Below are 19357 nucleotides of genomic sequence, written 5' to 3' on the forward strand. Positions count from 1 at the left end.
AACTAACGGGATGGACCAGACCCCGGTCATCGTCCCGCCCGTGATCGTGACAGGCGCCGCCGGCTTCGTGGGCTGTCACGTGGCCGAGCGCCTTCTCGAGCGCGGCGAGACCGTGATCGGGGTCGACGTGTTCAACGCCTATTATGACCCAGCCCTGAAGGAGGCCCGAGCCGCGCGGCTTGAATCCCGGCGGGGCTACAAGACGGTCCGCATGGACATCGCCGACCACGCGGCCTTCGCCGATCTGGTGAAGACGTCCGGGGCCCGACGGGTGATCCACCTGGCCGCCCAGGCTGGCGTTCGCTATTCGATCGACAACCCGTTCGCCTATGAGCGCTCGAACCTCGCCGGGCATCTGTCGGTGCTGGAAGCCTGCCGCCATGCCGGCGTGGAGCACCTCGTCTACGCCTCGTCGTCCAGCGTCTATGGCGAGCGACCACTTAACGGCGACGGCTTTCGCGAAACCGATCCGGCCGACCATCCGGTCTCGCTGTACGCGGCCACCAAGCGGTCCTGCGAGCTTCTGAGCCAGAGCTACGCCAAGCTCTACGGGTTCCCGCAATCGGGCCTGCGGTTCTTCACGGTCTATGGCCCCTGGGGCCGGCCCGACATGGCCTATTACGGTTTCACCGAGAAGATGCTGAAGGGCCAGCCGATCGAGGTCTATGGCGAGGGCAGGATGGCCCGCGACTTCACCTATATCGACGACATCGTCGACGGCGTGCTCGGCGTGCTGGACCACCCCCCGGCGGCGGGGGGCCACGAGCTCTACAACATCGGCGACAACGATCCGGTCGGGCTGATGGAGATGATCTCGACCCTGGAGGCGGCGCTAGGCGTCGAGGCGACCAAGATCTTCCTGCCGATGCAGCCGGGCGACGTGCCCGCCACCTTCGCCAATATCGACAAGCTGCGGGCCCTGTGCGGCTACAAGCCCAAGGTCAAGCTGGCCGACGGTCTGCAGCGCTTCGTGGCCTGGCGCCGGGCCTATGCCGGCTGAGGCGCCATCGCCGCGCGCCGGGCCAACTGGTGCTCCCGCCACGAGATGAACAGCGTCGAGGCGATCACGATCGCCGCTCCGACGATCACCGCCGCGCGCGGAACCTCGTGGAACAACAGGAAACCCGCCGCCACGGCGAAGACCAGCCGCGTATAGTCGATCGGCGCCATGACCGCAGCCTCGCCCGCCTCCATGCCCTTGATATAGGCGCCTTGGGTGAAGGTGCCGATGACGCCCATGGCCGACAGTAGCGCCAGGTCGCGCAAGCTTGGCCACTTCCAGACGAACAGCGCCGGCGGGATCGCGAAGACCACGCCCAGCACCGCCGCGTAGACCAGCAGCACGAATGGGCTGTGGTCGCGGGTCATCACCTTCATGCCGGTGATGGTCAGGGCGAACAGGAACGCCGAAGCCAGGGCGCAGGCCTGCGGCCAGCCCAGCCAGTGCGACGCGCCGCCCGCGCCCGGTCGCAGCATGATCAAGACGCCGACAAAGCCGACCACCGCCGCGCCGATCCGCAAGGGCCCGATCGGCTCGCGCAGAACCAGCCCGGCCAGCGGGACCAGCCACAGTGTCCGGGTGAACGACAGGGCGTTGGCGTCGGCCAGGGGCAGCTTCTGATAGGCGTAGAACCCCATGATCAGCGCCAGCACGCCGGCGCTGGAGCGAAAGATCAGGATGCCCGGTCGCGTCGTGCGGAACGCCGCCCGCCAGTCGCGGGCGATCAGAGGCAGGAGCACGACGACGCCGGCCAGCTGGCGATAGAAGGTCTGCAGCGCGGCCGGATAGCCCGGCCCCAGATACTTGATCAAGGTGGTCATCGCCGTGAAGCCGAGGGCGGAGGCCAGCATCCATAGCGCGCCGCGCAGGTTCGGCGTCAGGGTCACCCGGCCGCGCCGGCGGCGAGCAGCTGGGCGCGCATCGCCTCCGCCTGCTCGGGCGAGATGCCCATCGCGGCGAGGATCGGCGACGGGGTGTCCTTGTCCCAGGCGCTGCGCGGACCGACGGTGATGCCTCCGTCGACGACGATGTGGGTCCCGGTGACGAAGCGCGAGTCGTCGCTGGCCAGGTAGAGCGCCGCGGCGGCGATGTCCTCGGGCAGGCCCGACTTGGGCATCGGCTGGATCTTGGGGCCGATCGAGGCGATCTGGGCGGCCATCTGGTCGGCGACCTCGCGGGGCAGCCCCATCGAGGCGCCGAAGATCGACGTGGCGATCAGGCCCGGGCAGATGGCGTTGACCCGGATCTTCAGCGGCGACAGCTCGGCCGCCGCGCAGCGGCTCATATGGATCACCGCCGACTTGGCCGCCGAATAGGCCAGGGGTCCGAAGCCCGCCTGCAGGCCGGCGATCGAGGCGGTGTTGATGATCGAACCCCCGCCGCGCTTCAGCATCAGGGGCGTCGCGTGCTTCATGCCGATAGCCGGACCGCGCACCAGGAGGGCGAAGGTCTTGTCCCAACCGTCGACGGTCAGTTCCTGAACGCCGGCGGGCGTACCGCCGTGGCCGGCGTTGTTGAACAGGATATCGAGACCGCCGAACGCGCTCTCGGCCAGGGCCATGGTCTTGGCCAGCTCGTCCTCGACGGTGACGTCGCAGCGCGAGAAGCGCACCCGGTCGGGAAAGCGCCGCTCCAACATCTCGCCCTTTTCAGCCTGCAGGTCGGCGGCGATGACGCTGGCGCCCTCGGCCACGAACAGTTCGACCGCGCCCAGGCCGATACCCGAGCAGCCACCGGTAACGACGGCGACCTTGCCGTCCAGACGTCCGACCATGCTGAATTCCTCCGCTCGCCCGACCTCTCCCGGGTCGGTGATCAATGATCATATGAGCGGAGGCAGGGGCGGTTGGCTAGGGGTTTTCCGCGCGCAAGCGGCGATCAGGCGCGCGGCGCACCAGCGGCTCGATCGTTCGCCCCAGATGACTGACGGCCAGCCACAACAGGCAAGGCGCCAGCAGCGCGACCCAGGCCAGACCCAGTCCGGCGAGGCCCACGCCCGCCACGGCCCGATGCGCGAAGCCGGATCGCTCGTTGGCCTCCAGCGTCATGACGCGAATATCCAGGCTCATTATCCCCCAAGCCTTTCCTTGCTGCCGACAAGCGTGACGACCGCGCCGTTTCCGGCTCCCACGGCGATCATCATGCTTCACGCGGCGTTTCATTGCGAGCGCGCATCTTCTCCCAGCGCGCCGCCTCGGCGGTCTTCACGTCGCCCTCGATCAGGCGAAGGGTGACGGCGCGGCCCACGTCGCGCATGGCCGGACCGATCAGCGACCAGGGCTCCACGCAGTAGCGCGAGAACAGGCGCTGGGGATCGGCCATCAGGCGGAACAGCCATTCCATGCCCATCGGCCCCATCCAGCGCGGCGCGGGCTTCTGCACGCCGGCCTCGTAGTCGAAGGCGCCGCCGACCGTGAAGGTCGCCGCCGGTCCGTAGGCCTTATGGTTTTGCAGCGTCCAGATTTCCTGGCGCGGCATTCCCATGCCGACCAGCACGATGTCGGGCGAAAACGCCCGGATCGCGGCCAGCACCGCCTCGTTCTCGGGCGAGCCCGGCGTGACGTCGAAATAGCCGTGATGGGTGGCGATCCTGGCGTCGGGCCAATCCTGGCGGATCCGCTCGGCGCCCTTTTCGGCCACGCCCGGCGCGCCGCCTAGGAAGAAGACCTTCCAGTTCTTCTCGCTCGCCAGTCGCCAGAAATCGTCGCGCCAGTCCAGATAGGTGCAGCGGTGGAAGCGCCGGCTGGCCCGGCCCACCAGACGCGCCCAGAAGATCAGCGGCACGCTGTCGACCTCGATCAGGTCGGCGATCTTGTAAAATTCGCCGATTTGGTGATCGCGGCCGATCAGATAAAGACTGTGGAGATTGTGGTTGGCGACGAGGGCGCTCTGCCCCGCCTCCAGCTTTCCCGTCACGAAGTGAAACACCTCTTCGGGACGCACCAAGTCCATGGCGCCGCCCAGCACGCGCACGCGCTCGTCCGGACGCCGGGTCAGGCGGTAAGGGCGCCGGGGCGCGACTGGAGGCGCGGCCGTGGCCGCGTCCCTCGCGCCGTTTTGCTCCCGTTGGACGAACATCGCCGCGGAGTCTCCCAATTACGGAGCGCACCATGCGGCCATGTCCTATTTCTTTCGCTAAAAAGCATACTTAGCGAGATTTAACCACGATCCCCGCTAACCTTTTCATTCAACCGTGATCACCACCTTGCCCATGGCCTTGCGGCTGGAGAGGTGCGCGATCGCGTCGCCGGCGCGGGCCAGGGGGAAGCGCTCGGAGACATAGGGCCGGATCTTGCCCTCGGCGTAGAGCGCCATCAGTTCCTTGAGGTTCTGGGCGTGGCCCTTGGGATCGCGCGCCACCGCCGCGCCCCAGAAGACGCCGACGATGTCGCACGACTTCAACAGCGTCAGATTCAGCGGGATTTTCGGAATGCCCGACGGGAAACCGATGACCAGGAAGCGACCGTTCCAGCCGGCGGCGCGGATCGTCGCCTCGGAATAGTCGCCGCCGACCGCGTCATAGGCGACGTCCCAACCGTTCGGTCCGCAGGCGTCCTTGATCAGGTTGGCCAGCGCCTTCTGGCCATCCTTGTCGAACGGTCCGCGCGGATAGACCACCCCGCTTTCCGCGCCGTGCTTGACGGCCAGGTCGACCTTTTCCTGGCTGGAGGCCGCGGCGATAACGCGCGCGCCCATGGCCTTGCCCAGTTCGACCGCGGCGAGGCCCACGCCCCCGGCGGCGCCCAGGACCAGCAGGGTTTCGCCCGCCTTGATGTGACCGCGATCCTTCAAGGCGTAGTAAGAGGTGCCGTAGGTCAGGACGAAGGCGGCGGCCTCGTCGAAGGGCATGTCGTCGGGAATGGGCGTGCAGCGCTGCTCTTCCAGCGCCAGCTTCTCGGCGAAGCCGCCCCAGCCGGTCGAGGCCAGCACGCGATCACCGACCTTGAAGCGGCTGACGCCCTCGCCCACCGCCGAGATCACGCCCGACACCTCGCCGCCGGGCGCGAACGGGCGCGTCGGCTTGAACTGGTACTTGTCCTCGATGATCAGGACGTCGGGATAGTTGACGCCGCAGGCCTTGACGTCGATCAGCACCTGGCCGGGCCCGGCGACGGGATCGGGCAGTTCCTCGAGCACCAGGGTCTCGGGGCCGCCGACTTCCTTGCTGAGCACCGCCTTCATATCGCCTCTCCCGGATTTCTTGATTAAGAGGTCCGGACGCTAGCGCGGGACGCCGGGCCAAGGAAGCAGAATGTCAAACAAACGTTTTAGCCTCGCCCTGCACGGCGGCGCGGGCGCGAAGCCTGGCCACGACTATGCGGTCGAGATCGCGCATATGCGTAGCTTGGTCGAGGCCGCCCGTGATCGTCTGGCCGCCGGGGTCAGCGCGCTCGACGTCGCGGTCGAGACCGTGGTCGCCCTCGAGGCCAGCGGCCTCTATATCGCCGGCAAGGGCGCCTCGCCCAACGCCGACGGCGAATACGAACTGGACGCCAGCCTGATGGACGGCGCCACGCTGAAGGCTGGCTCGGTGGCCGCCCTGCGAGGCTTCAAAAGCCCGATCCTGGCCGCCCGCGCGGTGATGGAGGCCACGCCGCACGTGATGCTGGCCGGCCAGGGCGCGATCGACTTCGCCGCCGAGCAGGGCCTGGAGCCCGTGGAAGACCCCGAGGCATGGTTCACCCGCGCGGGAGCGTTCGAGGACAATCACCCACCGGACGCCCTGCCTGTCGGCACGGTCGGCTGCGTGGTCCGCGACACGGACGGGCGTCTGGCCGCAGCCACCTCGACGGCCGGCGTGTTCGGCAAGCGGCCCGGCCGAGTCGGCGACTCCCCGGTGATCGGCGCCGGCGCCTGGGCTGACGGCCACGCCGCAGTGTCCTGCACAGGCCAAGGCGAATATTTCATCCGCGCCGCCGTCGCGGCCCAGGTCGCCCATCGCGTCCGCTTCGGGGGCCAAGACCTGGAAGAGGCCGCGCGCCAGGCGATCGCCAGCGTGGCGGACCTGGGCGGCCATGGCGGTCTGGTCTCGGTCGATCGAGACGGAAATGTCGCCATGCCCTTCGCCTCGAGCGGCCTCAAGCGCGCGGCGCTGCTGAAGGACGGAACCATCGTCAGCGCGGCCTTCTGACGCCGCCGCCAAGACCCTCAAGCCGATAGCGCGGCGAAGCGCGGGAACACGGCCGGTCGCCCCCGCGTTTGCCGCCCCATGGCGTCTGCCCCCAAGACCAGCGGTTCGCACAAGGTGGTGTTCGCGGCCCTGGCCGGGAACCTGGCCATCGCCGTGACCAAGTTCGCGGCCGCCCTGCTGACCGGCTCATCGGCCATGCTGACCGAGGCGATCCACTCCAGCGTCGACACCGGCAATCAAGGCCTATTGCTGCTGGGCTTGGCCCGCGCCAATCGACCGCCCAGCCAGAGCCATCCGTTCGGCTACGGCATGGAGCTCTATTTCTGGTCCTTCGTCGTGGCTTTGATGATCTTCGCCCTGGGCGGAGCGGTCTCGGTCTATCAGGGCGTCCACAAGATCCTGCGGCCCGAACCGATCGACCGAGCCTGGATCAATTTCGCGGTCATCGGTCTCTCGGCCCTGTTCGAGGGCGGGTCGTTCGTCGTGGCCTGGCGCGAGTTCAAGACGCTGCGCGGCGAGGTTCCGTTCTTCCGCGCCCTCAAGGGCAGCAAGGACCCGTCGATCTTCGCGGTGCTGCTGGAGGACGGGGCGGCGCTGCTGGGCCTGTGCCTGGCGGCGCTGGGGGTCGCGGGCTCGGTCGCGGGCCTGGCCTGGGCGGACGGCGCGGCCTCGGTGGCGATCGGCGTGCTGCTGGTCCTCATCGCCGCCTTCCTGGCCAACGAAACCCGCAGCCTGCTGACCGGCGAGGCGGCCGCCCCGCGCATCGTCGAGGCCGTGCGCGAAGCTTTGGCCCGCGACGCCCGCGTCGAGAACGTGGCCGAGGTGCTGAGCATGCATCTGGGGCCGCGCGAGATTCTGCTGGGCGTGACGCTGGACTTCCAGGACCAATTGACGGCCGGCGAGATCGAGGACGCCGCCGACGACTTCGCCGCCCTGATCCGAGGCGTCGATCCTCGCATCACCCGGGTCTTCGTCCGTTCGGGCCGGGCGCGCGCCGCCTATGCCCGAGCCGCGCCGCCATGACCCCTGCTCGCGTGCGCGATATTTTAGTGAAATCGTCTTCTACCCCGCTTACGGGATCAACCCGTCGCTATCCAAAAGGGTGTCCCGATGCATGACCGCGCCGGCCTTCGCGCTCTTCCCGAAGACCTGATCGACCTTGACGCCCTGGTCCGCGCCTATTTCGACATCGCGCCCGACGTCGCCAATCCGGCCCAGAAGGTGACCTTCGGCACCTCGGGTCATCGCGGCTCCAGCCTGGATGGCGGCTTCAACGAGCGCCACATCCTGGCCATCGCCCAGGCCGTCGCCGACTACCGCGCCGCCGAGGGGGTCGCCGGTCCGCTGTTCATCGGCCGCGACACCCACGCCCTGTCCGAGCCGGCCTGGCGCACGGTGATCGAGGTGCTGGCCGCCAACGCCATCGAGATCCTGGTCGACAGCCGCGACGGCTTCACCCCGACCCCGGCGGTGTCGCACGCCATCCTGACCCATAACCGCCAAGGCGGAGCGCAGGCCGACGGCCTGCTGCTTACCCCCTCGCACAACCCGCCGCGCGACGGCGGCATCAAGTACAATCCGCCGTCCGGCGGTCCGGCGGGCTCGGACGCCACCTCGGCCATCGCCGCCCGCGCCAACGCCTTGCTGGCCGAGGGGCTCGCCGGCGTGAAGCGCCTGCCGTTCGAGCGAGCGATCAAGGCCGCCGGCCGTTACGACTTCCTGGGCCGTTATGTCGAAGACCTGCCGGCGGTGATCGACGTCGAGGCCATCCGCGCCGCCGGGGTGCGGATCGGGGCCGATCCGCTGGGCGGCGCGGCCGTCGCCTATTGGGGCGCGATCGCCGAGCGTCATGGGCTGAACCTGACGGTGGTCAACGACGCGGTCGACGCCCGCTGGGCGTTCATGCCGCTGGATGCCGACGGCAAGATCCGCATGGACTGTTCGTCGGCCTCGGCCATGGCCAACCTGATCGGGATCATGAAGGGCGGCGCGGCCTATGACGTGGCGACCGGCAACGACGCCGACGCCGACCGCCACGGGATCGTCACGCCCGATGGCGGGCTGATGAACCCCAACCACTATCTGGCCGCCGCCATCTCGTACCTGTTCAGCCACCGTCCCGGCTGGAGCGCGGACACGGCGGTCGGCAAGACCCTGGTGTCGTCCTCGATGATCGACCGGGTGGTGGCGGGCCTCGGCCGTCGCCTTCTGGAGGTGCCGGTGGGCTTCAAGTACTTCGTGCCCGGCCTGCTGGACGGTTCGGTCGGCTTAGGCGGCGAGGAGTCGGCCGGCGCGGCCTTCCTGCGCCACGACGGCGGGGCGTGGACCACCGACAAGGACGGCATCCAGCTGGCCCTGCTGGCGGCCGAGATCCAGGCGGTGACGGGCCAGAGCGCCAGCCAGCTCTATAACGGTCTGACGGAAAAGTATGGCGCGCCGGCCTATGCCCGCGTCGACGCCGTGGCCAGCCGCGAGGACAAGGCGCGCCTCGCCAAGCTCAGCCCCAGCGACGTCTCCGCCAAGACCCTGGCCGGCGAGCCGATCACCGACATCCTCACCAACGCCCCCGGCAACGGCGAGGCGATCGGCGGCCTGAAGGTGTGCACGAAGAACGCCTGGTTCGCGGCCCGGCCATCGGGCACCGAGGACGTCTACAAGGTCTATGCGGAGTCGTTCCTGGGCCCCGATCACCTCAAGCAGGTGCAGGCCGAGGCGCGCGAAGTGGTGGCGGGCGCGTTGAAGGGCTGAGGGTCCGCCCTAGCCCTTTGGCGTCGCAGCGTTTATACGCCGCGCCATGTTTGAAGGCCTCTCCCCCCTCGCCCGCGACGCTCGCTCCTGGCCGTTCGAGCAGGCGCGCGCCACCATCGCCCGCGTCCTGCGCGTGCGCCTCCCCGACCGCGCCGACCAGGACGCCGCCAAGGCCCTGATCGACGCCGGCAAGACCGATGAGGCGGTGAAAGCCTATCCGGCCCTCTCCAAGGCCGTGATCTTCGAGACAGGCTACGGGCCGTCGGGCCTGCCTCACCTGGGCACCTTTGGCGAGGTGGCGCGCACGACCATGGTGCGCCAGGCCTTCCGCGCGCTCACCGACGATCATATGCCCACCCGCCTGATCGCCTTCAGCGACGACATGGACGGCCTGCGCAAGGTTCCCGACAACATCGAGAACAAGCAGCCGCTGATCGAGGATCTGGGCAAGCCGCTGACCGTGGTCCGCGACCCGTTCGGCACCCACGACAGCTTCGGCGCCCACAACAACGCCCGCCTGCGCGCGTTCCTGGACGGCTTCGGCTTCGAGTACGAGTTCGTCAGCTCGACCGACTGCTACAAGGGCGGCCTGTTCGACGCGACCCTGCTGATCGCGCTCGAGCGCTTCGACGCCATCCAGAAGGTCATGCTGCCGACCCTGGGCGAGGAGCGCCGCGCCACCTATTCGCCGTTCCTGCCGATCAGCCCGACCACCGGCAAGGTGCTGCAGGTCCCGACCCTGGAGCGCAATGTCGACAAGGGCACGATCGTCTTCGAGGACGAGGACGGTTCCAAGGTCGAGGTCCCGGTCACCGGCGGCCACGTGAAGATGCAGTGGAAGCCCGACTGGGCCATGCGCTGGACCGCCTTGGGCGTCGACTACGAGATGTCGGGCAAGGACCTGATCGACTCGGTCAAGGCCTCCGGCGCCATCTGCAAGGCGCTGGGCGGAACTCCGCCGGAGGGCTTCAACTACGAGCTCTTCCTGGACGAGAACAACCAGAAGATCTCCAAGTCCAAGGGCAACGGTCTCTCCATGGAGGACTGGCTGCGCTACGGCGCGCCGGAAAGCCTCTCGTACTACATGTTCCAGAGCCCCAAGTCGGCCAAGAAGCTCTATTTCGACGTCATTCCCAAGGCGACCGACGAGTACCTGCAGCAGCTGGACGCGTTCGGTCGCCAGGAGCCGGCCAAGCAGCTCGACAACCCGGTCTGGCACATCCACTCGGGCAAGCCGCCCGAGCAGGGCTCGCCGGTGTCGTTCAGCCTGATGCTGAACCTCGTTTCGGCCGCCGACGCCTCGACCAAGGAAATCCTCTGGGGCTTCCTGTCGCGCTACATCCCGGGCGCGACGCCGGAAAGCCAGCCGCTGCTGGATCGCCTGGCCGGCTACGCGATCAACTATTACGAGGACTTCGTGAAGCCCTCGAAGACCTTCCGCGCCCCGACCGACCAGGAACGCGCGGCGATGCTGGACCTGCTGGCCAAGCTGAAAGCCATGCCGGCCGGAACCCAGGACGCCGAGCTGATCCAGAACGAGGTGTTCGAGGTCGGCAAGACCCACGGCTTCGACCCGCTGCGCGCCTGGTTCCAGGCGCTGTACGAAGTGCTGCTGGGCCAGAGCCAGGGCCCGCGCTTCGGCTCCTTCGCCGCGATCTTCGGGATCGATCGGACGGTGGCGCTGATCGAGGAAAAGTTGGACTAGCCGCGTAACTCCCCTCTGCCGCCGCGGAGGGGGCGCCGCCATACGCGGTCGAGCGAAGACGCGCACACGGCGAATCCATCCGCCCCGCGACATCATGTCCTTGAAAATGAACGGAACCTGAAAACGCGATTAAGGGTTTATGCGCCCTTCGGAGTCTAGGCTTTGACGATCAGACATCGGAAGAGTCACCAAGGTTAAGTCCCATGGCTTCGTTCACCCTCCGCCCCACCGACCGTCAGGAGTTCGACTCGCTGCTCGGCGGCATCGTCCAACAATTCCCCGAGGCCCAGGTCGAGGCCGCCCACAACGACACCTGGGCGTCCTACCGCGTGGACATCTCGTGCGCCGACCCGGCGGCCGGTCCGCTGATCGCCTGGCTGCTGGACACCCACGCCGGCTGCCCGCGCACCTGAGCCTCTTCGGCGTCGGCCTTACTGGCTGACCCAGACGATCCGCGCGATCCAGGCGACCTCGTCCCGCGACAGCAGGCGGTCGCCGCTTCGTCCAAGACCCACGAGCTCGATCGCGCGGGCCGTGACCCGGCCCAGCTCGCGCACCAGGACCTCGCCCGCGTGGGTCCGCGCCGCCACCCGGTCGCCCCGACGCGGCTCGACGGTCGGCGAGACCAGCAGGCGGTCGCCGTTACGATAGACGGGCGCCAGGCTGTCCCCCGTCACCTCCAGCGCGAACAGCCCCTGCCCCAAATCCGGCGCGGGGATCTCGTCCCAGCCCGAGCCAACCGGCCTGCCGGCCGCGTCGAACAGACCCTCGCGCCCGGCCTCGGACAGGCCGATCAGCGGCGCGCCCTTGGGACGACCGGCGGGCGGCGCGTGTTCGGTAAGCGCCGCGAATTCCGAGAAATTCACGCCCGTCGCTTCCAGCAGCTTGGCCAGGCTTTCGGTCGACGGCCAGCGCGCGTGGCCGCCGCCCTCGGGTGAACCACGCTTGGAACGGTTGAAGCTGGTGGGATCCAGGCCCGCCATCCGAGCCATCGCCGAAGGCGTCATGTCGAAGCGCGCGGCCAGGGCGTCGATCGCGCGCCAGATTTCGCCGTGAGACAGGGTCGCCATCGGCGTCCTCCTCCTGCAGTCGGCCTTCACCCGGAAAATAGGCCGCGCGGCCTAGGAAAGTAAACCTATCACCGACCCACAAGTTGACGTTTACGTAAGCGTTGACGATCACCCGAGATCGGGTTTACGGTGATCGTCGATAACTAAGCGGCCCGGCCGCGGTAGCCAGGCCCTCTTTTCGGGAGGTTTTAACCCATGGCCGACCTGCGACGCCCCGAGCGGACCTTCACGATCCGCCAGCTCTGCAACGAATTCAAGGCGACCCCGCGCGCGCTGCGCTTCTATGAAGACAAGGGTCTGCTGAACCCGGCCCGCGAGGGCCTGAACCGGGTCTATTCCCACAAGGACCGCGTGCGCCTGCAACTGATCCTGCGCGGCAAGCGCGTGGGTCTGTCGCTGACCGAGATCCGCGAACTGCTGGACCTCTATGACGAGAACGACGAGGGCGCGGCCCAGATGGCCCGCTCGCTGAAGAAGTTCCGCGAGCGCGCCAACGCGCTGGAACAACAGCGTGACGACATCGACAACGCGCTGGTCGAGCTGCGCGAGGCCTGCAACCGCCTCGAAAAGCGTCTCGCGGAAATCCGTCCCGACCTGCTGCCCCGCGCGGCCGACTACGAGCAGGTGCTGCGCGCCCGCCTGGATGGTCACAGCGAAGCGATGCTCGGCAAGTAAGACACATCGCGACGCCGGCTTCGAACAAGACAGCGCCCAGGCCGGCGTCGCCTAACCTTTCCTCCTCCCGATCCTAGCCAGGACCGTTTCATGACCTACCAGCCGCCCGTTCGCGATCACGCCTTCATCCTGCGCGACGTGCTCAATATCGATCAGCATGGCGACCTGCCCGGCTTCTCCGACGCCCCGTTCGACGTGGTCGAGCAGATCCTGGACGCGGCGGCTCAATTCACCGGCGAGGTCCTGGCGCCGCTGAACGTCGTGGGCGACAAGAACGGCTGCGAGCTGGATCCGGCGACCAACACCGTCACCACCCCTCCGGGCTTCAAGGACGCCTACAAGCAGCTGTGCGAAGGCGGCTGGACGGGCCTTGGCTCCGACCCCGCCTATGGCGGCCAGGGCCTGCCCTATGTGGTGAACCTGGCGTTCAGCGAGATGTCGAGCTCGGCCAACATGGCCTTCTCGATGTATCCGGGCCTGGCCCACGGCGCCTATTCGGCCATCCACTTCGGCGGCACCGACGAGCAGAAGCAGACCTACCTGCCCAAGATGGTCACCGGCGAATGGACCGGCACCATGAACCTGACCGAGCCGCACTGCGGCACGGACCTGGGCTTGCTGCGCACGAAGGCGGTTCCGCAGGCCGACGGCAGCTACAAGATCACCGGCCAGAAGATCTGGATCTCGGCCGGCGAGCACGACATGTCGGACAACATCGTCCACCTGGTGCTGGCCCGCATCGAGGGCGCCCCGGCCGGCGTGAAGGGGATCTCGCTGTTCATCGTGCCGAAGTTCTTCCCCAAGGAAGACGGCTCGGTCGGCGAGCGCAACCAGGGCGTCAAGTGCGTCGGCCTGGAAGAAAAGATGGGCATCCACGGCAACGCCACCTGCGTCATGCAGTATGACGACGCCGTCGGCTATCTGATCGGCGAGGAGAACGCCGGCCTGAAGATCATGTTCGTCATGATGAACGAGGCTCGCCTCGGCGTCGGGATGCAGGGCGTCGCCCAGGGGGAGGCCGCCTACCAAGCCGCCGTCGCCTTCGCCAAGGACCGCCTGCAAGGCCGCTCGCTCACGGGCCCCAAGAACGCCGACGGTCCGGCCGACCCGATCATCGTCCACCCGGACGTCCGCCGGATGCTGCTGGAAAGCAAGGCCCTGATCGAGGGCGGCCGAGCCTTCCTGTTCTGGACCGCCCTGCACGGCGACCTCTCGCACCTGCATCCGGACGAGAAGGTCCGCGAGAAGGCCAGCGACTACATGGGCCTGATGACGCCGGTTCTTAAGGGTTATCTGACCGACAAGGGCTTCCAGGTCTGCTCGAACGCGGTGCAGGTGCACGGCGGCAGCGGCTTCACCGAGCACTTCCCGGTCAGCCAGTTCATGCGCGACTGCCGCATCGCCCTGATCTACGAAGGCACCAACGGCGTGCAGGCCCTGGACCTTGTCGGCCGCAAGCTGGCGGCCAAGGGCGGCCGCGCGGTCATGACCTTCTTCCAGGAAATCGACCAGTTCATCGGCGAGAACGACAGCGACGCGGCCCTGAAGCCGTTCATCGAGGCGTTGTCCGGCGTGAAGGCCCAGCTGCAGGACGGCACGATGTGGCTGATGCAGAACGGCCTGCAGAACCCCGACAACGCCGGCGCGGCGTCGACCGACTACATGCACCTCTTCGGCCTTACCGGCCTGGCGTACATGTGGGCTCTGATGGCCAAGGCCGCCAACGCCAAGATCGCCGCCGGCTCGTCCGATCCCTTCTACACGACCAAGCTGACGACCGGTCGCTATTTCATCGAACGCATCTTGCCTGACGCAGCGTCGCATCTGTCCAAGCTGAAGACCGGTTCAGCGACCCTGATGGCGCTGCCAGCGGAGGCTTTCTAATCATGAGCGTGCTCAACGTCGAAAAACCCGCCTTCATGGCCGAGGAAGACATCGCGATCTTCGAGGACGCGGTGGGCAAGTTCTTCGATGAGCACGCGCCCGAGGCGACGGTCGCGAAATGGCGCAAGAACCACTGCGTCGATCGCGACATGTGGACCAAGGCGGGGGAGGCCGGACTGCTGGGCCTCTCCACGCCCGAGCAATATGGCGGCGCCGGCGGCGACTACCGGCACGAGGTCGTGCTGATGGAGCAGCTGGGCCTGAAGGGCGTCGACGGCTTCGGCGCCAGCCTGCACAACGCCATCGTCATGCCGTACATCTTCCACTACGGCACCGAGGAACAGAAGCAGCGCTGGCTGCCGCGCATGGCGACCGGCGAGCTGGTCGGCGCCATCGCCATGACGGAGCCGGGCGCCGGCTCCGACCTCCAGGGGATCAAGACCACCGCCAAGAAGGTCGGCAATCAGTACGTCATCAACGGCTCCAAGACCTTCATCACCAACGGCCAGACCGCCAACCTGATCTGCGTGGTGGTCAAGACCGACCCGACCGCCGGCGCGCGCGGCACCTCGCTGATCTTCGTGGAGACGGACGGAGCGGAAGGCTTCGAGCGCGGCCGCAACCTCGACAAGCTGGGTCAGGAAGCCCAGGACACCTCGGAGCTGTTCTTCAACGACGTCAAGGTTCCGACCGAGAACCTGCTGGGCGTCGACGAGGGACAGGGCTTCTTCCAGCTGATGGGCCAGCTGCCGCAGGAGCGGCTGAACATCGCCGTCCAGGGCATGGCGACGATCGAGCGGGCGCTGGAGCTGACCATCGCCTACGTCAAGGACCGCAAGGCGTTCGGCAAGGCGGTCATCGACTTCCAGAACACCCAGTTCGTCCTGGCCGAATGCAAGACCGAGGCGACCGTGGCCCGCGTCTTCGTCAACCACTGCATCGGCCAGCATCTGGAGGGCAAGCTGGACGCGGCCACCGCCTCGATGGCCAAGTACTGGGTCAGCGACCTGGAGAACAAGATCGTCGACCGCTGCCTGCAGCTGTTCGGCGGCTACGGCTTCATGAACGAGTATCCGATCGCGCGCATGTACAAGGACAGCCGCATCCAGCGCATCTACGGCGGCACCAACGAGATCATGAAACTGCTGATCGCGAGGACGCTGTGATCGTACTGCCCCTCATCGGCTTGCTGGCGGGTCCGGCGGCGGCGCCGGCCCAGGCCGACGCCCGCGCCGCCGTGGTCTGCGTGCGCGCCGCGCCCGGTCCGCGACCGCTCAACTTCTCCGGCGAGCTGGTCGGCAAGCGCCCGCAGCCAGGCGCCTTCAAGCTGCCGCTGACCCCGCCGGGCAAGGACGTCTGCAACACCTTGCTGCGCTCGAAGATCGCCGAGTGGAAGCTGGAGGTGACGACCTCGGGCTTCACCGCCTGCGAGCTGCCGCCGCCCGAGTTCGGGTCGCGCCTCTATTACCGCGCCAAGGCCGCCGCCAGCGGCCTGAAGTGCGAGCCCATCGGCAAGTATCCGATCGGAAACTGGAAACCCTAGCGTCGCGCCGTTCTCACGGCGCGCGCCCACGTCACGAACACCGCTTCGCAGGAAGGAGCCATTCCATGGCTGACGCTTACATCTTCGACGCCGTGCGCACCCCGCGCGGCAAGGGCAAGAAGGACGGGTCTCTGCACGAGACCACCGCCCTGTCCCTGGCAACCCAGGTTCTGGAAGCCCTTCGCGACCGCAATGGCCTCGACACCAGCAAGGTCGACGACGTGGTTCTGGGCTGCGTCTCGCCGGTGGGCGAGCAGGGCAGCGACGTGGCCCGCACCGCCGTGCTGACCGCCGACTACGCCGAGAGCGTCGCCGGCGTGCAGATCAACCGCTTCTGCGCCTCGGGCCTGGAAGCCGTGAACATGGCCGCGGCCAAGGTCGCTTCGGGCGAAGCCCAGCTGGCGATCGGCGGCGGCGTCGAGAGCATGAGCCGCGTGCCGATGGGCAGCGACGGCGGCGCCTGGCCGACCGATCCGTCCTCGGCCTTCAAGACCTATTTCGCCCCGCAGGGCGTGTCGGCCGACCTGATCGCCACCCTGTATGGCTTCAGCCGCGATGACGTCGACGCCTACGCCGTCGAGAGCCAGAAGCGCGCCGCCGCCTCGTGGGCCGACGGCCGCTTCAAGAAGTCGGTCATCCCGGTGAAGGACCAGTTGGGCCTGACCCTGCTGGACCACGACGAGACCGTGCGCGGCTCGACGACCATGCAGACCCTGGCCGCCCTGAACCCGTCGTTCACCGGCATGGGCGAAATGGCCTTCGACGCGGTCGTGCAGCAGCGCTACCCGCAGGTCGAGAAGGTCAACCACGTCCACCACGCCGGCAACAGCTCGGGCATCGTCGACGGGGCCGCCGGCGTGCTGATCGGCTCCAAGGAGATGGGCGAGGCGCTGGGCCTGAAGGCGCGCGCGCGCATCAAGGGCGCGGCCTCGATCGGCTCGGAGCCCTCGATCATGCTGACCGGCCCGGCCCTGGTCACCGAAAAGCTGCTCAAGAAGCTGGGCATGGAGGTCAAGGACATCGACCTCTACGAACTGAACGAAGCCTTCGCCTCGGTCGTGCTGCGCATGATGCAGGCGCTGGATATCCCGCACGACAAGATGAACGTGAACGGGGGCGCCATCGCCATGGGCCATCCGCTGGGCGCCACCGGCGCGATGATCCTGGGCACGGTCCTCGACGAGCTGGAGCGCTCGGACAAGGAAACCGCCCTGATCACCCTGTGCGTCGGCGCCGGCATGGGCACCGCCACCGTCATCGAACGCGTCTAAGGCCGAGGAGCTAACACCATGGAAAACTTCAAGATCGAGGTCGATTCCGACGGCGTGGCCCTCGTCACCTTCGACGTGCCCGGCCGCTCGATGAACACCCTGACCGCTTCGGTCATCAAGGAAATCGGCGAGGTGGTCGAGACCATCAAGTCGGACGCGGCCATCAAGGGCGCGGTCATCACCTCGGGCAAGACGACCGGCTTCTGCGCCGGCGCGGACCTGGGCGAGCTGGGCGGCGGCGGTCTGGCCGGCGGTTCGGCGGGCGGCGAAGCGGCTCTGAAGGCGGCGTTCGACGCCGGCTTCGCGCTGAACAAGGCCTTCCGCGCGCTGGAAACCTGCGGCAAGCCGGTCGCGGCCGCCATCAATGGCCTGGCCATGGGCGGCGGTCTCGAGATCTGCCTGGCCTGCCACTATCGCGTGGTCGCCGACAATCCGAAGATCCAGCTGGCCCTGCCGGAAGCCAAGGTCGGCCTGCTGCCCGGCGCCGGCGGCACCCAGCGCCTGCCGCGCCTGATGGGCGTGATGGCGGCCGCGCCGTACCTGCTGGAAGGCAAGTCGATGAAGCCGGCCGAGGCCCTGGCCAACAAGGTCGTGCACGAGGTCGTCCCGGCCGACCAGGTCGTGGAAGCCGCCAAGACCTGGGTCAAGACCAAGGGCGATCCCGTCGCGCCGTGGGACAAGAAGGACTTCAAGCTGCCCGGCGGCGGCCCCTACACCCCGACCGGCAGCCAGGTCTTCGTGATGGGCAACGCCATGCTGCGCAAGCAGACCTATGGCAACTATCCGGCCCAGTTGAACATCCTGAAGGCGGTCTATGAGGGCACGCAGGTGCCGTTCGACGCGGCCATCCGCATCGAGACCCGCTACTTCATCAAGACGATGATGACGCCCCAGGCCAAGGGCATGATCCGCACGCTGTTCCTCAGCTTGCAGGAGCTGGGCAAGGGTTCGGGCCGGCCAGCCAACGTCCCGCCGTCGGAAGCCAAGAAGGTCGCGGTGCTGGGCGCCGGCATGATGGGCGCGGGCATCGCCTATGTCCAAGCCATGGCCGGCATCGAGACCGTGCTGATCGACCAATCGCAGGAAGCCGCCGAAAAGGGCAAGGCCTATGCCGAGTCCCTGCTGAAGAAGGCGGTCTCGCGCGGGAAGATGACCCAGGACAAGGCCGACGCGGTCCTGGCCCTGATCACCCCGACCACCGACTATGATCACGTCAAGGGCAGCGACCTCGTCATCGAGGCGGTGTTCGAGAACCGCGAGATCAAGGCCGAAGTGACCAAGAAGGCCGAGGCCCAGCTGGCCGAGACCGCCATCTTCGGCTCCAACACCTCGACCCTGCCGATCACCGGCCTGGCCAAGGCTTCGGTGCGACCCAAGAACTTCATCGGCATCCACTTCTTCTCGCCGGTCGACAAGATGGGCCTGGTCGAGATCATCATGGGCGAAGAGACCAGCCAGGAAGCCCTGGCCAAGTCGATCGACTACGTCCTGAAGATCAAGAAGACCCCGATCGTCGTGAACGACTCTCGTGGCTTCTACACCTCGCGCTGCTTCGGCACCTTCGTGCAGGAAGGCCTGGAAATGCTGGCCGACGGCATCGCCCCGGCCATCATCGACAATGTCGGCCGCGCCACGGGCATGCCGCGCGGTCCGCTGGAGATGAACGACGACGTCGCCCTGGACCTTGGCTACAAGGTCACCCAGCAGACCAAGAAGGACCTTGGCGACAAGTTCGAGGACCGTCCGTTCGCCCCGATCATCGAGAAGATGGTGGTCGAGCTGCAGCGCTTCGGCCGCAAGAACGGCAAGGGCTTCTACGACTATCCGGAGAATGGCCCCAAGACCCTGTGGAAGGGTCTATCGGACCTCGCCCCGGTGAAGATCGCCGACGCCGATCAGGCGCTGATCCAGGAGATCCGCACCCGGCTGCTGTACCGCCAGGCCGTCGAAGCCGCCCGCTGCTTCGAGGAAGGCGTCATCACGGACCCGCGCGAGGCCGATGTCGGCGCGATCCTCGGCTGGGGCTTCGCGCCCTGGACCGGTGGTCCGATCAGCCTGATCGACAGCGTCGGCGCCAAGGCCTTCGTCGAAACCTGCGACGGTCTCGCCCAGAAGTACGGCAAGCGGTTCGCCCCGCCAGCCCTGCTGCGCGAGATGGCCGAAAAGGGCGAGACCTTCTACGGCCGCTTCGGAGGCAAGGCCAAGGCCGCCGCCTAAACGGGTCCGCGAAACCGACAGGAAAGGCCCGGCGGCGACGCCGGGCCTTTTTCTTGTCCGCCATGGCCCCGCTTGCGCCGCACGGCCGGCGTACCGACCTTTGACGCGAGCGC

Annotated in this window: 18 protein-coding genes; 12 read left to right on the top strand and 6 right to left on the bottom strand. The window is 67.7% G+C overall.

The features are described 5' to 3' along the window. Window positions 1-10: 10 nt before the first annotated feature. Complete coding sequence (locus OR37_RS06040; protein WP_035017037.1) at window positions 11-1000, top strand: NAD-dependent epimerase/dehydratase family protein; 990 nt, start codon at window positions 11-13, stop codon at window positions 998-1000. Here OR37_RS06040 and OR37_RS06045 read toward each other — a convergent pair. The 5 genes from OR37_RS06045 to OR37_RS06065 all read right to left on the bottom strand — a co-directional run bounded on the left by OR37_RS06045 (window position 988) and on the right by OR37_RS06065 (window position 5182). Beyond that, window positions 988-1887 (bottom strand): DMT family transporter, encoded by a 900-nt coding sequence (locus OR37_RS06045; RefSeq protein WP_004617066.1) that lies wholly within the window; start codon window positions 1885-1887, stop codon window positions 988-990. The genes OR37_RS06040 and OR37_RS06045 overlap by 13 nt on opposite strands. Then, window positions 1884-2774 (bottom strand): SDR family NAD(P)-dependent oxidoreductase, encoded by an 891-nt coding sequence (locus OR37_RS06050; RefSeq protein ID WP_004617067.1) that lies wholly within the window; start codon window positions 2772-2774, stop codon window positions 1884-1886. The genes OR37_RS06045 and OR37_RS06050 overlap by 4 nt, the downstream gene beginning before the upstream one ends. 76 nt (window positions 2775-2850) lie before the next feature. Beyond that, window positions 2851-3069, bottom strand: coding sequence for a hypothetical protein (locus OR37_RS06055; RefSeq protein ID WP_004617069.1), 219 nt, complete (start codon window positions 3067-3069; stop codon window positions 2851-2853). Window positions 3070-3139: 70 nt separating this feature from the next. Then, a complete protein-coding gene (locus OR37_RS06060) occupies window positions 3140-4078 on the bottom strand; it encodes a WecB/TagA/CpsF family glycosyltransferase (protein WP_004617071.1) in 939 nt (312 codons plus the stop codon). A 105-nt stretch (window positions 4079-4183) separates the two neighbouring features. Continuing rightward, window positions 4184-5182: an NADPH:quinone oxidoreductase family protein gene (locus tag OR37_RS06065; protein WP_004617073.1), complete on the bottom strand. Its 999-nt coding sequence runs from the start codon at window positions 5180-5182 to the stop codon at window positions 4184-4186. Window positions 5183-5252: 70 nt separating this feature from the next. On the opposite strand from OR37_RS06065, the gene OR37_RS06070 reads away from it, so the two are divergent. The 5 genes from OR37_RS06070 (at window position 5253) to OR37_RS06090 (ending at window position 10997) form a co-directional block, all read left to right on the top strand. Continuing rightward, a complete protein-coding gene (locus OR37_RS06070; RefSeq protein ID WP_004617075.1) occupies window positions 5253-6131 on the top strand; it encodes an isoaspartyl peptidase/L-asparaginase family protein in 879 nt (292 codons plus the stop codon). 78 nt (window positions 6132-6209) lie between these two features. After that, window positions 6210-7154, top strand: coding sequence for a cation diffusion facilitator family transporter (locus OR37_RS06075; RefSeq protein ID WP_004617077.1), 945 nt, complete (start codon window positions 6210-6212; stop codon window positions 7152-7154). Between the two features lie 87 nt (window positions 7155-7241). Continuing rightward, window positions 7242-8879 (top strand): phosphoglucomutase (alpha-D-glucose-1,6-bisphosphate-dependent), encoded by a 1638-nt coding sequence (gene pgm / locus OR37_RS06080; protein ID WP_004617079.1) that lies wholly within the window; start codon window positions 7242-7244, stop codon window positions 8877-8879. Between the two features lie 46 nt (window positions 8880-8925). Continuing rightward, window positions 8926-10584 (top strand): lysine--tRNA ligase, encoded by a 1659-nt coding sequence (locus OR37_RS06085; protein WP_004617080.1) that lies wholly within the window; start codon window positions 8926-8928, stop codon window positions 10582-10584. 203 nt (window positions 10585-10787) lie between these two features. After that, on the top strand, window positions 10788-10997 hold the full coding sequence (locus OR37_RS06090) for a hypothetical protein (protein WP_004617082.1): 210 nt from the start codon (window positions 10788-10790) through the stop codon (window positions 10995-10997). Between the two features lie 18 nt (window positions 10998-11015). Here the strand turns inward: OR37_RS06090 and OR37_RS06095 are convergent, their stop codons facing one another. Beyond that, the gene (locus OR37_RS06095) at window positions 11016-11654 is read right to left on the bottom strand and encodes a S24 family peptidase (protein WP_004617083.1); all 639 of its coding nucleotides are present in this window, start codon (window positions 11652-11654) and stop codon (window positions 11016-11018) included. A gap of 195 nt (window positions 11655-11849) precedes the next feature. Here OR37_RS06095 and OR37_RS06100 point away from each other — a divergent pair, with 195 nt between their 5' ends. The 6 genes from OR37_RS06100 to OR37_RS06125 all read left to right on the top strand — a co-directional run bounded on the left by OR37_RS06100 (window position 11850) and on the right by OR37_RS06125 (window position 19244). Beyond that, window positions 11850-12329 carry a MerR family transcriptional regulator gene (locus OR37_RS06100; RefSeq protein WP_004617085.1) on the top strand — a complete coding sequence of 160 codons (480 nt, stop codon included), beginning with the start codon at window positions 11850-11852 and terminating at the stop codon, window positions 12327-12329. Between the two features lie 90 nt (window positions 12330-12419). Next, complete coding sequence (locus tag OR37_RS06105) at window positions 12420-14213, top strand: acyl-CoA dehydrogenase C-terminal domain-containing protein (RefSeq protein ID WP_004617087.1); 1794 nt, start codon at window positions 12420-12422, stop codon at window positions 14211-14213. Window positions 14214-14215: 2 nt separating this feature from the next. Then, the gene (locus tag OR37_RS06110; RefSeq protein ID WP_004617090.1) at window positions 14216-15379 is read left to right on the top strand and encodes an acyl-CoA dehydrogenase family protein; all 1164 of its coding nucleotides are present in this window, start codon (window positions 14216-14218) and stop codon (window positions 15377-15379) included. Continuing rightward, window positions 15376-15756 carry a hypothetical protein gene (locus OR37_RS06115; protein WP_004617092.1) on the top strand — a complete coding sequence of 127 codons (381 nt, stop codon included), beginning with the start codon at window positions 15376-15378 and terminating at the stop codon, window positions 15754-15756. Before OR37_RS06110 ends, OR37_RS06115 begins: the two co-directional genes overlap by 4 nt. A 65-nt stretch (window positions 15757-15821) precedes the next feature. Further along, window positions 15822-17027, top strand: coding sequence for an acetyl-CoA C-acetyltransferase (locus OR37_RS06120; RefSeq protein WP_004617093.1), 1206 nt, complete (start codon window positions 15822-15824; stop codon window positions 17025-17027). Window positions 17028-17045: 18 nt separating this feature from the next. Further along, window positions 17046-19244, top strand: coding sequence for a 3-hydroxyacyl-CoA dehydrogenase NAD-binding domain-containing protein (locus OR37_RS06125; RefSeq protein ID WP_004617094.1), 2199 nt, complete (start codon window positions 17046-17048; stop codon window positions 19242-19244). The last annotated feature ends 113 nt before the right edge of the window (window positions 19245-19357 follow it).

This window comes from Caulobacter vibrioides OR37, from assembly GCF_000372645.1.
GTDB lineage: Bacteria > Pseudomonadota > Alphaproteobacteria > Caulobacterales > Caulobacteraceae > Caulobacter > Caulobacter vibrioides_E.

Bases quoted from the DNA above. Each gene is read 5' to 3' on its own strand.
- OR37_RS06085 (WP_004617080.1), top strand. From the start codon at position 8,926: ATGTTTGAAGGCCTCTCCCCCCTCGCCCGCGACGCTCGCTCCTGGCCG.
- OR37_RS06090 (WP_004617082.1), top strand. From the start codon at position 10,788: ATGGCTTCGTTCACCCTCCGCCCCACCGACCGTCAGGAGTTCGACTCG.
- OR37_RS06060 (WP_004617071.1), bottom strand. From the start codon at position 4,078: ATGTTCGTCCAACGGGAGCAAAACGGCGCGAGGGACGCGGCCACGGCC.
- OR37_RS06065 (WP_004617073.1), bottom strand. From the start codon at position 5,182: ATGAAGGCGGTGCTCAGCAAGGAAGTCGGCGGCCCCGAGACCCTGGTG.
- OR37_RS06050 (WP_004617067.1), bottom strand. From the start codon at position 2,774: ATGGTCGGACGTCTGGACGGCAAGGTCGCCGTCGTTACCGGTGGCTGC.
- OR37_RS06100 (WP_004617085.1), top strand. From the start codon at position 11,850: ATGGCCGACCTGCGACGCCCCGAGCGGACCTTCACGATCCGCCAGCTC.
- OR37_RS06125 (WP_004617094.1), top strand. From the start codon at position 17,046: ATGGAAAACTTCAAGATCGAGGTCGATTCCGACGGCGTGGCCCTCGTC.
- OR37_RS06055 (WP_004617069.1), bottom strand. From the start codon at position 3,069: ATGAGCCTGGATATTCGCGTCATGACGCTGGAGGCCAACGAGCGATCC.
- OR37_RS06095 (WP_004617083.1), bottom strand. From the start codon at position 11,654: ATGGCGACCCTGTCTCACGGCGAAATCTGGCGCGCGATCGACGCCCTG.
- pgm (WP_004617079.1), top strand. From the start codon at position 7,242: ATGCATGACCGCGCCGGCCTTCGCGCTCTTCCCGAAGACCTGATCGAC.
- OR37_RS06120 (WP_004617093.1), top strand. From the start codon at position 15,822: ATGGCTGACGCTTACATCTTCGACGCCGTGCGCACCCCGCGCGGCAAG.
- OR37_RS06040 (WP_035017037.1), top strand. From the start codon at position 11: ATGGACCAGACCCCGGTCATCGTCCCGCCCGTGATCGTGACAGGCGCC.
- OR37_RS06075 (WP_004617077.1), top strand. From the start codon at position 6,210: ATGGCGTCTGCCCCCAAGACCAGCGGTTCGCACAAGGTGGTGTTCGCG.
- OR37_RS06070 (WP_004617075.1), top strand. From the start codon at position 5,253: ATGTCAAACAAACGTTTTAGCCTCGCCCTGCACGGCGGCGCGGGCGCG.
- OR37_RS06105 (WP_004617087.1), top strand. From the start codon at position 12,420: ATGACCTACCAGCCGCCCGTTCGCGATCACGCCTTCATCCTGCGCGAC.
- OR37_RS06110 (WP_004617090.1), top strand. From the start codon at position 14,216: ATGAGCGTGCTCAACGTCGAAAAACCCGCCTTCATGGCCGAGGAAGAC.